The 13151-nt window shown below is 41.1% G+C and carries 17 protein-coding genes and 1 pseudogene; 10 read left to right on the forward strand and 8 right to left on the reverse strand.

Features of this window, described 5'->3' with window-relative positions; all coding sequences use genetic code 11:
- Positions 1–77: 77 nt before the first annotated feature.
- The 3 genes from V7K73_RS00120 to V7K73_RS00130 all read right to left on the reverse strand — a co-directional run bounded on the left by V7K73_RS00120 (position 78) and on the right by V7K73_RS00130 (position 4287).
- Positions 78–1376, reverse strand: coding sequence for a lipase family protein (locus V7K73_RS00120; protein WP_334876002.1), 1299 nt, complete (start codon positions 1374–1376; stop codon positions 78–80).
- Between the two features lie 334 nt (positions 1377–1710).
- Positions 1711–3126: an AAA-like domain-containing protein gene (locus V7K73_RS00125; RefSeq protein WP_334876004.1), complete on the reverse strand. Its 1416-nt coding sequence runs from the start codon at positions 3124–3126 to the stop codon at positions 1711–1713.
- A 405-nt stretch (positions 3127–3531) separates the two neighbouring features.
- Complete coding sequence (locus tag V7K73_RS00130; protein WP_334876006.1) at positions 3532–4287, reverse strand: AAA-like domain-containing protein; 756 nt, start codon at positions 4285–4287, stop codon at positions 3532–3534.
- A 23-nt stretch (positions 4288–4310) separates the two neighbouring features.
- Here V7K73_RS00130 and V7K73_RS00135 point away from each other — a divergent pair, with 23 nt between their 5' ends.
- The gene (locus V7K73_RS00135) at positions 4311–4985 is read left to right on the forward strand and encodes a phospholipase (RefSeq protein WP_334876008.1); all 675 of its coding nucleotides are present in this window, start codon (positions 4311–4313) and stop codon (positions 4983–4985) included.
- Here the strand turns inward: V7K73_RS00135 and V7K73_RS00140 are convergent.
- Positions 4866–5147 carry a hypothetical protein gene (locus tag V7K73_RS00140; protein WP_334876010.1) on the reverse strand — a complete coding sequence of 94 codons (282 nt, stop codon included), beginning with the start codon at positions 5145–5147 and terminating at the stop codon, positions 4866–4868. The genes V7K73_RS00135 and V7K73_RS00140 overlap by 120 nt on opposite strands.
- 43 nt (positions 5148–5190) lie before the next feature.
- Between V7K73_RS00140 and V7K73_RS00145 the strand changes: the two genes are divergently transcribed.
- Positions 5191–5385 (forward strand): hypothetical protein, encoded by a 195-nt coding sequence (locus V7K73_RS00145; RefSeq protein WP_334876012.1) that lies wholly within the window; start codon positions 5191–5193, stop codon positions 5383–5385.
- 99 nt (positions 5386–5484) lie between these two features.
- Here V7K73_RS00145 and V7K73_RS00150 read toward each other — a convergent pair whose 3' ends face one another.
- From V7K73_RS00150 to V7K73_RS00160, 3 genes are all read right to left on the reverse strand, one after another.
- On the reverse strand, positions 5485–5622 hold the full coding sequence (locus V7K73_RS00150) for a hypothetical protein (protein ID WP_334876014.1): 138 nt from the start codon (positions 5620–5622) through the stop codon (positions 5485–5487).
- 81 nt (positions 5623–5703) lie between these two features.
- The gene (locus V7K73_RS00155; protein WP_334876016.1) at positions 5704–6045 is read right to left on the reverse strand and encodes a hypothetical protein; all 342 of its coding nucleotides are present in this window, start codon (positions 6043–6045) and stop codon (positions 5704–5706) included.
- Positions 6046–6270 (reverse strand): hypothetical protein, encoded by a 225-nt coding sequence (locus V7K73_RS00160; protein ID WP_334876018.1) that lies wholly within the window; start codon positions 6268–6270, stop codon positions 6046–6048.
- Between the two features lies 1 nt (position 6271).
- Between V7K73_RS00160 and V7K73_RS00165 the strand changes: the two genes are divergently transcribed.
- The 8 genes and pseudogenes from V7K73_RS00165 (at position 6272) to V7K73_RS00200 (ending at position 12720) form a co-directional block, all read left to right on the forward strand.
- Positions 6272–7543 (forward strand): hypothetical protein, encoded by a 1272-nt coding sequence (locus V7K73_RS00165; protein WP_334876020.1) that lies wholly within the window; start codon positions 6272–6274, stop codon positions 7541–7543.
- Positions 7544–7776: 233 nt separating this feature from the next.
- Positions 7777–8535: a type I-D CRISPR-associated protein Cas10d/Csc3 gene (gene cas10d / locus V7K73_RS00170; RefSeq protein ID WP_334876035.1), complete on the forward strand. Its 759-nt coding sequence runs from the start codon at positions 7777–7779 to the stop codon at positions 8533–8535.
- A gap of 45 nt (positions 8536–8580) precedes the next feature.
- The gene (gene cas7d / locus V7K73_RS00175; protein WP_334876022.1) at positions 8581–9042 is read left to right on the forward strand and encodes a type I-D CRISPR-associated protein Cas7/Csc2; all 462 of its coding nucleotides are present in this window, start codon (positions 8581–8583) and stop codon (positions 9040–9042) included.
- Positions 9026–9757, forward strand: a complete 732-nt coding sequence (gene cas5d / locus V7K73_RS00180; protein ID WP_334876024.1) for a type I-D CRISPR-associated protein Cas5/Csc1 — start codon at positions 9026–9028, stop codon at positions 9755–9757. The genes cas7d and cas5d overlap by 17 nt, the downstream gene beginning before the upstream one ends.
- Positions 9726–10604, forward strand: a complete 879-nt coding sequence (gene cas6, locus V7K73_RS00185; RefSeq protein ID WP_334876026.1) for a CRISPR system precrRNA processing endoribonuclease RAMP protein Cas6 — start codon at positions 9726–9728, stop codon at positions 10602–10604. The genes cas5d and cas6 overlap by 32 nt, the downstream gene beginning before the upstream one ends.
- A gap of 23 nt (positions 10605–10627) precedes the next feature.
- Positions 10628–11128 carry a CRISPR-associated protein Cas4 gene (gene cas4 / locus V7K73_RS00190; protein WP_334876028.1) on the forward strand — a complete coding sequence of 167 codons (501 nt, stop codon included), beginning with the start codon at positions 10628–10630 and terminating at the stop codon, positions 11126–11128.
- A 264-nt stretch (positions 11129–11392) separates the two neighbouring features.
- Positions 11393–11893 (forward strand): annotated as a pseudogene (locus V7K73_RS00195) (DUF3598 family protein).
- Between the two features lie 224 nt (positions 11894–12117).
- Positions 12118–12720: a Uma2 family endonuclease gene (locus V7K73_RS00200; RefSeq protein WP_334876031.1), complete on the forward strand. Its 603-nt coding sequence runs from the start codon at positions 12118–12120 to the stop codon at positions 12718–12720.
- Positions 12721–12964: 244 nt separating this feature from the next.
- Here the strand turns inward: V7K73_RS00200 and V7K73_RS00205 are convergent.
- Positions 12965–13151 (reverse strand): hypothetical protein (locus tag V7K73_RS00205; RefSeq protein ID WP_334876033.1); only part of this gene is annotated, 187 nt, incomplete at its 5' end.

The following is a 13151-nucleotide window of genomic DNA, read 5'->3' on the forward strand; positions in this document are numbered from 1 at the left end:
AGCCTTACACGCCCACACCCCTACACAAACGCCCTAACAAGGGTTTCATCTTTTCAAGCGTGCCATTCGTTTAAGGGTTACTGCTCTACATCAGGGTTCGCAGAGTATTCCAACAGTTTACTAACCACGCTCTTAGTAGCCTTTGGCTGTGCATCTTCAAGTCTTAAATCCGGTGGGAGTTGTTCTTTATCAGTAAGAAACTCTGTTAGCTCTAATGGAAACTCCAGTAAATCGAAGTACGCATATATATGTTGCTGCACAGCCTGTTGCAAGAATTGACCGAATCTTTCGATATCTTCATCTGACACAGACAAATATTGTGTTTCTTGTGTTTGTGCTGATTTGAGAGACTTTAACGACTGAACATCTAGTTCTACTTGCTTAGAACTTTTTTCTGAATTTTGTTTTATAGGTATAGGTCGAAATGTACCTTTTAATGGAGGGGCATTCGGGATAAGGTGAGTATAATTTCCTAGAATTGACAAACGTTTAGCTATCTTCACGTACTTGTCAATAAGAGGGTTAAAGCTAATCTCAGGATCGTAAAGGCTGGGAAGTTGACTCAGCAGACTCGTATTCCAGGCATGGGGAACAATATCGAGACTATTCCAAACGCGTGTTGTGGTATTTCCAAGTCGCAGGCTATAGTATTGTGCAAAAGCCAAATTGCCTGGTGTAGGTGCAGCAAATGTAACAACCTTTAATGTAGCTTGTTCATTTGGGTCCCATGTTGTTTTTTTCTCCTTTAAAGCAAGTGCCAGGACAGGAGACAACGCACCGCCTAGACTAGCACCCGTTACTGTAATATCTATTTTTCCGCCCGCTTCTTTTAACAGGTCTGTGAGAAAATCAACGATAGTTGTCGATGATCCTGGATGTGGTCTTAAGAGATTGTCAAGACCAATCTTAGTTCCCATAGATATTTTGGCAGGAAGTAGTGGATCTGTGTCAGCATAATCACCCCAATCCGCTCGGACTGCAACGTACAAATCTTCAATCAACCAGTTGTGAAGAGACTTAGGATTCGTACCGGCAACACTAATAACGTATTTATTGTCTTGCTTTGCCACAAAAATTGCATTAGTTGCATATTGATTAAATGGAGGCGGAGCTAGGTAAACAAACGGCCCCCAGACCTGCTCCCACCCGCCAATAAATTTTGTAAGCTTCGGATCTTCCTTCAGGTAAAAGTCTATACGGCGAGCGAGCAAGTCTTCCAACTTCTGAGCAGGATTTGGCAATACTATATGATCATCAGATGGCAGTACTTCTTCAGTCGCAATTTCATTAATTAACCATCCAAGAGCCCACGTTGTCTGTTTCTCAGAAAGAGTAGAAAGAGTCTGGTCTTGTACCGTCATTTTTTTATCCTTCATGATGGTTTATCTAAGTGCAAGTACGTAAAATAACATGAATTGAGATAGAGAAGCAAGGACAGTTAAGACAGTTATTAAACGTTTAACGATATCCTCATATATGCTTTATAACTGCTTTATAACAGTATGGATGAATGGCACTAAGAAAAGTGCAAATGTATTATTCACAAGGGTTTCATCACTTTGGAAAAATACAGACTGATGAGGCAGCGATCGCAAACTGAGAGTTGCAGATCATTCTGATTGCGAACCGGAAAACGATTAATTTTCTATGGTATCTACGCATTTAGATATTCTCAGCTAAGAAGCGAAAATGCAAGGAAAGTTAAGATAGTTAAGAAACTTCGCATAGCTGTTTTGCAAAATAGGCGCGGTAGAGTCCGTAACGCGGTAAGATGCGATCGCTCTCAAAGCGAATTAATCCCAAACTTTCAAGTTTGTAAGTCTCAATAGGATTAAGAGAAATACCTTGCTTTGCTGCCAGAATTTCAACATAAGTTTTTGCAAGTCTAGGATTTTCTTGCAGTTTCATCAACTGTCGCCATAAATGATCGCGGTAGATGCCACCATTGGCCATCGCTTCCTCTATTATTTCTTGCAGGGTCATTTCTTGAAACCTAAGATAGTACAAACTCATCTGAATTAGTGCTGGATGTCCTCCTACTAATGACATTAATTGGGCAAAATCTTTAGCTTTAAACGAGTCTAAACTATACCGCCTAGCTAAATCTTCTACTTGTGGTTGAGTAAAATCGTTCAGACGAATAGGTAGACCAATATCAAAAGGAGAGAGGTTGATACCCGTAGAGATGTACTCTTCGGTTGAGTAAACCATTACTAACCTCAGCTTTTTCCACTTGGGATTCTGTCGTGCTTCCTCACACCATGACCGCAACAAAGCAAAAAACTCATGACAAATGTGAGGATATTCAAAAAAACGGTCAACTTCATTCAACACTAAAACCACTGGGCTTGGACATTGATCGAGCAAATAGTTTTCTAAGTAAAAGCCGCTGCTCAAGTTGTAGCCAATTTCTTCATTCCATTTTTCTTTGAGGTTGGGGTCAATACCTAATTGAGTAGCAATTTTCCAGCAAAGACGACGCAACAGTTTATTTAAATCAGTTAGACACTCACTATCGAATTGGTAGCAATTCAGATTCACAGTCTGATACCCAAGTTTCTGTGCAAACGCACAAAGCCGCAACACAAGAGAACTTTTACCCATCTGCTTGGGAGACTTAATCCGAATCACGCAGCCACTAGTAGTTACTTCTCGATAAACCTTTCTCTCTAGTGGAGGACGTTCAATATAAAAGTGAGAATGTAAAGGTACGGGGCCATCCGGGTATGACCAAAGATTTTCTATCTGTTCAGTTTGTGTGTCATGTTCTTCGACAAATGAGGTTAATTCGGAACGTTGAGAAAAATCTTCTTCTATATTTGCAATAGACAATAACTCAGATGTTTCAGTCTCATTTGCTTTCTTGACTATGGTGTAGTCTTCGCTGTGTAATTCTAGATTAAAAGCGCTAAAGCAGAGTTTTATAGTTTTTTGATCTACACTTTCACTTAAAGACCATAATTTACTCAAAGTTCTAGTAGAAACATGAATGCGCGAGCTTATTTCTTCTAAATTCAAGTGTTCGCCTTTATTTTCTACTATCTCCACAGAAAGAATTGCTGATTGTAACCGTTTAATTCCTGTGGATGTTAGTACAACTCCTCGTACTCGTTTATTTTTATACATTAGTATTGCGTATGTTTATTATAAATGAGTGTCACAAGCAATATTTTTTCTATTTGTCTACTGAAACTGGAATTTAACGTAGCAATTTTTAATACACTATTCTTTCATTTTTCGTAAAATCCATAGGATCTCTAATAAACTAAGTTCCATTATATTAGCTTGATAGTAAATGCTCACATCAATTATGTACTTTTCCTACTTTTCCTACTTTTCCTACTTTTCAACTCGGTGTTTTGATGGTAGTCTTCCAAAAGCTCTCTGAAGAAATAAAGGACTTGTATTTGCCTGAATTTGTACAAATGTGATTAAATAATGTGATATTTTTAACTTATATAATTTATGCCTTTTTTGTTGGTGTGTTGCAAAAATATTATCTAACAAATGTATTCTGATTACTAGCTCCTATCAATAAAAGAGAAGATTTTCTAGCTGTCTTGATACCCATTGAGGAGTGAAAACGCTCCGGTAAATCGGATTTTTAACTCTCAGATAGCCGTTATAATTTTCCACCAAACCAGATAGCAACAGTTCTGTCTGTTCTTCACTATTATCGGCTGGTATCAAGTTCTCTATCGGGTTCCTATTCCTTAGTTCCTCTACTTGTAACACCTGTTGATAAATGTTTAATAACTTTGCTGCTTTGTGTTCGTCAAAAAGTAAGCGATCTCTTATGATACGGAGATGTTGAGGTTCATCTTGGAATTCCCAATGTTGAATAATGCGCGATCGCACCAACTGTTCTACCCAATATCCTTGAGTACCGTTCGGTATGGTAATCGGTGCCTTATAATTTTCTAAGGCAACTTGCACAACTAACTGACAAAGCTTTTGGGTGAGAAACGGCTGTCCTCTTGTCCAATGGATAATATGCAGCAATATTGCCTGTGGCTGGCTGACTACTTCTTGTAAACCTTCAAGCAGGGGCATAAGTTCATGTGATTGAAAGTCACATAATTTAATTGCTTGACCAATCTTAAAGGGGGTTCCATGTCGATCAACAATTAGGTTAGATGGACTAGCTACACCAAACAAAGCAAAACCCAAACGTTTAAAGTTTGGGTTGTGTGCCTGCTGCTCGTAACAGTAACGAATCCAGATAAAAAAATTGTTGACCGGGAAATTCAAACTTAGCAGGCTATTAATATTATCAATAAATATCAAAATGCGATTATTTTGAACTTCTCTTGGCAGTCGCTTTGGAAACTGGCAGACTTTCCCCGCCCTTTTCCACATCGAATGTAGCGAACTACATCCCTGCGGCTTTAAATCGAGACATTGTTGATGAACTTAACCGTCTCAATGTCATCGGCGTACATTCTCAGCATATTGCTTATACACTGCGACTTCTGGCAGAAGAACGAAGTACATCCCAAGCTGTGAGCGATCGCGTTGATTTGGTTTGGACTAGCCCAGAAATTGCTGGTTCTCAAAGCCGCGATACTGGTGTTGTTGTGCGCGAGTTGTTTAACACTGCCAAAATAAGCGTTCTCATTTCTAGCTTTGCTATTGATAAAAAACAAAAAGCACGAGAGTTATTTATGGTGCTGGCAGAACGAATGGATTTAAGCCCAGAATTAAATGTGCGAATGTTTCTTAATGTCAACCGACCGCACAACAGTGAAGTGCCAACATCTACTTTGCTGCGGGAGTTTGCCAGTAGTTTTCGCCAAGATATTTGGCCGGGAAAAAGACTACCTGAAGTTTTTCACGATCCGCGATCGCTGACGGTAGGTGTGGAATCAAAAGCTTGCTTGGGCTACCGCGCCATTCATCACCACTCGAATCATTCCCGCCATCATCTGATGATTGACGTTCGGGATGATACTAGCCGCCATATTGGTTGCTTGTTGAATCGCTGATGCTTCTTGTTCTGATGCTGGCAGGTGCAAATGGTTATTAATTGCTGCACCAGCCAGTTCAAACACTTTCTCCAACTCTTCTGTGATGTCTGGGCTAAAAGAGTCAGAGTCGGGGTCAACCTCTGCCCCGTGGTCACGCATGATTCGGAGTGCTTCTATCACTTGTACATCGCTGTAGCGATTGCCTAAGAAAACTACACCAAAAATGATTCAAATCGCAGTTTCTATTCCAGAACCGTTGTATGAAGCAGCAAAACGGATTCAAGCAATGGAAGGATGGAATGAGTCAGAAATGCATCGACTGTTTTGGGAAAAAGGATTTGCGCTTCACGTTCAAGGAACTCTTGCCCGTCATCAATTGGGTTTGATTCCATCTTCAGAAAGTCTAGCCGAGTCATGAGGGAGCAATACAGGCAAGGGAGAAAAGAGAATTATCTGAGAGTAATTCTTCTTCTCCTCTTGCTAGCAAAGCTCCTCCTACTTCCCTGCCTCTTCTTCTTCAAGAAGCCTTTCTCTGTTTGACTAGCACCGAACGCAAGTACTGCCGACAAGCTGCTTCTCCCCGATAAATCAAAATCCTCAGTGCCTCTATTTCCTGCATCGGAGAAACACAGATTTCGGCGATGGCACTAATCAAATTCTGTTGCAGAGGCGATGCCTACGGCGGTAAACTACGCAGTTGTCTTGATGTGCGATCGCCTTTCTCACTTGCAGCAACTTACGCCGCTACTGTCGCTCGGACTCCCAGCAGCCCAATCACAAGTTCTGCACTAGCAGCCACACGATTGACTCCGTACTGTCTTGGTCTTGCGTACCAGCCTTGTTGATTGCACCCGATGAAGCAGACATTATGCCCGTCTCGGTAAAGTTTGGTGCTAAACGAGAGCCAGTCAATCTCTCCGTGGTACAGACCAAAAACAGTGCAAGCTTCCTCTAATTCATCGCTCAAGCGCTCGTTCCGTTCCCGTGGGGTTTCTGGTAACGTCGCTTTTACTTCTGCAACTCTTGTAGCGAACCAGTTGCGGTCGAAGGGTAGCCGTCCGGCACTGACTAATTGCACCTATACTGTAATGCCGCCTTCTATCCAGATTGTACGCACTGATTCGGGTTTCACCTGAATAATCTCGCTGATGATGCGGCGGTCACGAGCAGTCAGGGGGTCAAGGGTTGGGGCTACAGCTTCGGCTTGGGATTCGAGGTGGGTGTATAGTTCAGCTTGGGCTAGGGCTTGCTCGTCATGAGAAGAAGTAGAAATTGCTTGCTGTGTATGTGTTGTATAGTTCATAATGGAAATCTCCGTAATTGGGGAAAAGGCGATCGCTGAGTTTGCGAGACGGGGCGATCGCTTTTGTGATGCTGCCAGCGTTCCGTTTACCAGAGAGCGGAAATATTCACCAGAATATACGGAAGCGATCGCCCAAATTAAAGAGCAACATAAGCTTGAGTTAGAGCGACTTTCTCAGGAATTGAGAATTGGTTTGCAAGCGGAAGTATCGGCCAGAGCAGAAGAACAAGTAATTGAGCAAATCCAATCTCTGCAAAATCTGTACAAGCAGCAGAAAGAGCAAAATATTCAGTTGCAGCAGCGCCTAGACGAAATGGAATCACTACGGCAGTTGGAAACTGAGAACCAACAGCTTAGGCAGCGTATTCAGGATTTGGAAAACGCGGTTGAACAGCGCCCTTCTCAAGAATGGGTAAATACTATGAGCCAACAGGCGACCAAAGCGTTGAACAAGCAGGTAAAACAGGCGTTAGAGAAAACTATTGATTTGCGATCGCTAGCGCAGGAACCGCCAAAAGAAAATGCTCAGGAATGCTTACGGCTGATGGGTATGGCATTGAAGAACTTAGCCAGCGCTATGAACAATACCCAAGCGCTTGAAGCGGCAGCGATAATCTTGGGGAGTGAGCCGACACCAACTGCGATCGCATATCGGGCCGAGCAATTGGAAATGTTGCCCCAAGCCGTTACCGATATTCGGCAGGTACTTGCAAAACCTGGGTGTACGTGGCAGGACTATTGGGCAGTGGCGCAAGAGTACGAGGTAATAAAAGCAGACTACTGGGCGGAACTTACCACCGAGGAAACAGAATTAATCGCTGCTGCTAGCAAACCACAGTCACCGTACAAGCGGATTCAGAGGTGTATCTCTGACACGCTTACACGAATTCCGCGTGAGGAGGAGACGGCTCACGCGCCCTTGGGGGGCGCGTCGCCTCAGACTGTTCAAGGCGTGTCAGAGTTGGAAGAAGAGTTACCTGCGGTAACGGACTGCACATCGCTGACGCTTGTAGATTTTGCACAGGGTGAATCTGCTTCTTTGTTGGCTGAAAATCAGGATTGTGGTGTTGAACCGAGGGAGTGTCAATATAGATTGGATGCTCATCACTTTAGGAATTCAAGACAAAGTATCTCCCGAAGAAACTCAGTTCCAATCAGGGGGTGTCAATTATGGTTGGTATCATGCAGCAGCATATTATGTTGCTACTCATGCAACTTTAAAGCTAGAAGATATCTCAGAACGCATGGAGATATGGGCGAAAGATGTAGCTAAGTGGGGGGGTGAAAATAACTTATTAACATCATATTCTAGCCCTATACAAGATATTTTCTATACTTACTTAATCGAGTATTTAGAAGTTAAAGGATGGAAAAGTAATCATCCTTCGTTTGAGGCCGAATTTACAGTTTATACTGACGCTAAAACAAAGGCGGGAAAACAACCTATTTGCTCATTAAAGTCATGTTCCACTTTACAACAGTGATAGTGATTTCAGGGAGTCTGTCATCCTTGATGCACCTGCATCATTTTGGAATTTGCTCGGATTGCCTAATTCCTTGCGAATTCAGGATTTTGAAAATGCAATACAGCGGCTTCTATTTGCTTACAGTCTCCATTTAGATACTCGTAGTTTGCCACCAGATGCCAAGTGGCGAGATTTAATTAAAACAGTTCGTGAGGTAACAACAAATGTACTTAACATTTTTTCTTTAGCAACAGAAGGATTACGACGCGATAAACGAGATATACCTAGCCAAGAAGAAGTTAAACGTTATTGGCGATATGCCCAGCTTTGGGTTAAACAAGATAGTTCAGAAACAAATAAAGGAGTTTATCTAATGAAATTAATTGAAAAATTAGTTCAACAATATCGTATATTTTACCAGGCAAACTTAGGAGAGTCTAGCCACACAATTTTACTACCAATTTCTAAAGCTTTGGAAATGATTTTGTCAGTTCCTCAGCAAGTAGATGTAGATGATTTAATTTTTCAAGCTTCTGGACAGCTTCAGGATGGATTAGAACGTCAAGAAGTTTATAAACGTCCTTTAATAATGGATAAATCAATAGATAGGTCTATACGACAGGAACGTGAACTAATTGCAATTCATACATTCATGACAACCTGTGTACATGAACTATTTCTTGACCTTTATAAAGGCGATCGCGCTTTATTGCAAGAAAATCGAAATCGAATTAAATCGGGTGCAGAGTTTGCCTATCGTTGGTTAGCTTTGCAAGAAAAATCTGCTAAATCATCCTAAACTTCTATCTTTGATTCCCCTTTCTAAATTATCAGGAGCAAAATCATGAGTATTCTCAAAACTCTAAAACCCCAATTCCAATCTGCGTTTCCTCGCTTGGCATCTGGAAAGTATATACACTTCATCCTGCTGCGTCATAGTCAATCATTCCCTGTATTCCAAACTGATGGAATTCTTAATACTGCACGAACACAGGCGGGTTTAGGAATGACGGATGAAAGTAAAAAACAAATCAGCCGTTTGGTAATGTTCAAGCGCAAACAAACTACTCCCGAACGACTTGCTGGACGCGAACTACTTCGTGGCTTAAACCTCACTAGCGCAGACGAAACTAATAAAGATAAATACTGCGAATACAACGGTGAAAAATCCTGTAAAAAATGCCCTGATTGTATTATCTATGGATTTGCGATCGGTGATAGTGGGTCAGAACGTTCTAAAGTATACTCCGACTCTGCTTTTTCTTTAAGCGCTTACGAACACACGAGAGATGGGGATTCTCTATGAGACTGAAAAATATTTACATAATTGGGCGCTAAGTTTTGCACTTTTTGCAATTCACTATATTCCCCAACCATATAGGCTGCAAGGGGAGCTAGCACAAAAACCGACATATTTAGATGCAAGTGCTGAACAAAATCTTCTTCATCTAAATCAAGCGGGTATTTATGTATTTCCTGCCCAACCTATCAATTGGTCATATCAAATTAATACCTTTAAAGCTGCTCAAGTTGGCTATTATGGAAAGTCAAAACAGTTCGGGGATAAAGGTGCAGATAAAAATTACCCAATTAATTACGGTCGAGCTAAAGAATTAGCTGTTGGCAGCCAATATCGGACTTATATTATTGCTCCAGAGACTTTGAAAATACCGCGTTGGATACGTTTAGGAAAATGGGCATCAAAAATTAGAGTTGAAGCGGTAAGAATCCCTGATCAAGTCATGCAATCTAAATCTGGTGATTACATATGTTTGCATCCTTTAAATCCATTAGATTTATCAAGCGATACTCGCATATTGCTTTATAACCGCATTGTAATGCCTCCTGTTAGTTTAGTAAGTCAGGCACAGTTACATGGAGAGTATTCAGTGACTAAAAAAGATGATTGGCAAACTTTCAAAACTACATTATCTGTAGAACAATATCAACAAATGCCAGAAGAAATTTATCTATCAACAGGAATATTTTATGGAGCCGGATATGTTGTTGCAACAGCATAAATGTTCTACATTACATTCAATCGTTATCGAACTTGCAGCTGCGGATGTGGGAAACATATCACCTACTTTATCTCGTGGATTGCACGCACTAGTACTTAAATGGTTCGCTGCTGCAAACCCATCTGTTGCCGAAACTATCCATGCTAGTCAAAATTCACCATTGGCTATTTCGGGCTTATTGGGAAACCGTCGTCAGGGTGGGGTGCGTGTAGGAGATTATTTTTATTTTCGGATTTGTTTATTGGATGGAAGTTTAGTTGAGCCTTTGATGCGTGGGTTTGAACAGTCAGAAACCCAATCTTTAGTGTTGGCTGATTTTCCATTTGTACTGCGGAATATGTACGCGTTGCCGGAAACGCATCAATTAGCAGGTGCGGCTGATTATGCATTACTGTCACACCCAATGCAAGTTTTGACCGATATTGAAATGCATTTTCTCTCTCCTACTAGCTTCAAGCAAAATCAAAGTGTACAGACCTTTCCATTACCCGAATTGGTATTTAACTCGCTGCATCGGCGGTGGAATATTTTTGCACCAGAACAATATCATCTCCCGACTTGTGATTGGAATGCTTTAGTTACAGCTTACGACCTCAAAACCTATGCACTTAAAATGGAAGGAGGTACGGAAATTGGGGCGCAGGGTTGGGTTCGCTACAGATTTAATAGCCCTGAAACGGCTCGGATTGCAACCATTTTGGCAAATTTTGCCTTCTTCGCTGGTGTCGGGCGTAAAACTGCTATAGGAATGGGACAGACGCAACTCGCTTTGCAAATAAACGTGGCGCAAAAGCCATTCAATCTGAAGAAGTCTAAAACCCATAACCCTTCATCAGTTACTATTTAAAAATTTGTATTTTCTAACAAACCATGAACGAACAATACTATCTTCCCTTAGCTTATTTAAATGCTTGGGAATATTGCCCTCGTCGTTTCTTTTTGGAATATGAACTTGGGGAAAATGCGGATAACGAACATATTATCATTGGTCGCCATTTACACCGCAATGTTGATGATGAAGGGAAGGAGGTTGAAGGTGATAAGGTAATTTATCGGCATCAGTGGGTATGGAGCGATCGCCTTCTGATTAATGGAATTATCGATGCTGTGGAAGAAAAAGATAAGCAGTTAATCCCTTTGGAGTTTAAAAAAGGGCGGATGGCGAACCACAAGAGCGATCATTTTCAACTATGTGGTGCGGCTTTGTGTCTCGAAGAACGCATGGGAGGCTCTATTCCTTTCGGGGAAATTTTCTACTACGCCAACCGTCGCCGCGAAAGGGTCGCGGGATTGAAACTTTTAAACAGCCCGCGCCCGCTTATTGTTCTCTCCTCCAGCTTTCAAATAAATGAAACCCGTTCGCAGGATTGAAACCTGTCAATAGAGAGTTGCATAAGAACCAAACCTATACTTTCAAATAAATGAAACCCGTTCGCGGGATTAAAAATGAGTAGCTATGCTTATGGCAACCTCGTTTAGCGATCGCCATTTCAACTTCTGGCATATTCCAGCACTCGTTCCCACTCCCAAGACCACGCCGTCTCTACCAGTATTTCTTTGCCGTTGGTGAATTGGTAGAGATTATAATACTATTTTTAACAAGGAGATTTTAAATATATTTTGGACACAAATATTATGGATGCAAAAGAACGAAATTGGAATTATTGTACTAACCATTTGCTCAATTGGCATGGAATTTGGACGCGATATACACCAGTTGGTGATGTCAAAGAATCATTTCAAAGTCTGAGAAGTTTTAAAAGCAATCTCGAAAAGACTAAAATTGTCCATACTAATACTTATAGTTATGCAAATGGCGAAAATAAGCAAGAGAGTTGGTAATTTAATTTTCTGCCAAATAGCTTAGATAATGGGCTTTTTCACCCATCACGCGAGACGATGCGAGGATACTTCTTTGCTGAGGGTCATGCTACTTGGGCAACAGTGAAGTTAAAACCCAACTCGTATTTTGGGATAGAATTATTCTTTCGATATGAAGATTTACGGCATAGTGTAGGTATTGTTTACGACGAGAGCGGAAATTTATTTCATATAGCAAATATTCGGGAAGATTGTAATGGGTTCCATAGTAAATATTGGTCAACTGAATTAAATTTCCTGATATCCAACGTTTAAGAGGTTGTTTGAAAAATGTTTTACTATGACTTTAGGCACTTTTATAAGGAATCGTTTATCGGTATTTGATAAATTCTTGCCCAAAGGCAATAAAACATATCAGCACCAGCCGATGGAAGCACATCGTAGCCCCACTTGGAGGCTGCGGCATTCCACCGTTCAATAGCAATTCTTCTTTCCTTTGCTGATAATAGTTTTAGAGCTAATTATTTAAGAGGTTAATTATGGTTTTTGCTCAAACCAGTCCCCCAGATGTAATAACAACTCGCCTGACGTTAGACGAGTACCGGGCTATGGAAGAAACCAACCCAGAACGCCATGAATACCGCAATGGAGAGATTATTACTATGTCGGGAGGTTCGGAATCTCACAGTGCGATCGCCAGCAACTTTTTAATTTACTTAGGATTTTTACTGAGAGACACGGATTTTCGTTTGTATAACAGCGACTTGCGAGTTTGGATTCCTGAATATCAATGCGGTACTTATACTGATTTGATGGTTGTTAATGGTGAACCAGAGTTTAATGGCAATCGCAATGATGAAATTCTGAATCCAATGCTTATTGTCGAAGTTTTATCACCCTCTACTGAAGCTTATGATCGAGGGGACAAGTTCAGAAAATATCGTTCTCTTGCCAGTTTCTGTGAATATCTGCTTGTCAGCCAAACTGAACCCTACATAGAGCAGTATCATAACTTGGATCGTAATAGTAACGATCGCTGGCTATGGCAAGTTCACTCTCACCTTGAGCATGGGATTGTTCTGCACAGTTTAAACAACGTAGAAATTCCTCTGTCTGAAATCTATCGTCGCATTAATTTTTAGGCGTGGCTAACTCTTTTACGAAAATATCAAGTAAGCCAGAAAACATTAACTCACCCTGGTAAATTGGCAGAGGCACTGGGTAAATCAGAGCAATTTTGTTTTTTAGCCATTGGTTGAAACTCCCGCAATGAATTCATCAAAAGATTTATAAATTCTTTCATCTTGACGTAAATCATCAAGACTGAACTCTTTCCGTATCAACCAAAATCTTTTCATCACATTTGAGCGACAACCGCCACGAACACTATTCTCTAAAAATAAAATTTAGTAATGCCGCTTCAAAATTAGTGTCTGATGCTGCGGGGTTAGTGTGAAACCAAACTTCGACAGGTAAGCGGTGTGACTTACCACATGGTGATGTGTGGGCATCTAAAAGCTCATCCCACCGATGGTTAAAGCGATGGCGTTCCGATGGAACATTTGAGTACATA

Source organism: Nostoc sp. (genome assembly GCF_036916975.1).
Lineage (GTDB): Bacteria > Cyanobacteriota > Cyanobacteriia > Cyanobacteriales > Nostocaceae > Nostoc.

Excerpts from the sequence above, each read along its gene's own strand:
- V7K73_RS00165 (WP_334876020.1), top strand. The coding sequence starts at position 6,272 with ATGGAAATCTCCGTAATTGGGGAAAAGGCGATCGCTGAGTTTGCGAGA.
- cas5d (WP_334876024.1), top strand. The coding sequence starts at position 9,026 with ATGGGGATTCTCTATGAGACTGAAAAATATTTACATAATTGGGCGCTA.
- V7K73_RS00120 (WP_334876002.1), bottom strand. The coding sequence starts at position 1,376 with ATGAAGGATAAAAAAATGACGGTACAAGACCAGACTCTTTCTACTCTT.
- cas4 (WP_334876028.1), top strand. The coding sequence starts at position 10,628 with ATGAACGAACAATACTATCTTCCCTTAGCTTATTTAAATGCTTGGGAA.
- cas6 (WP_334876026.1), top strand. The coding sequence starts at position 9,726 with ATGGAGCCGGATATGTTGTTGCAACAGCATAAATGTTCTACATTACAT.
- cas7d (WP_334876022.1), top strand. The coding sequence starts at position 8,581 with ATGAGTATTCTCAAAACTCTAAAACCCCAATTCCAATCTGCGTTTCCT.
- V7K73_RS00145 (WP_334876012.1), top strand. The coding sequence starts at position 5,191 with ATGATTCAAATCGCAGTTTCTATTCCAGAACCGTTGTATGAAGCAGCA.
- V7K73_RS00160 (WP_334876018.1), bottom strand. The coding sequence starts at position 6,270 with ATGAACTATACAACACATACACAGCAAGCAATTTCTACTTCTTCTCAT.
- V7K73_RS00200 (WP_334876031.1), top strand. The coding sequence starts at position 12,118 with ATGGTTTTTGCTCAAACCAGTCCCCCAGATGTAATAACAACTCGCCTG.
- V7K73_RS00125 (WP_334876004.1), bottom strand. The coding sequence starts at position 3,126 with ATGTATAAAAATAAACGAGTACGAGGAGTTGTACTAACATCCACAGGA.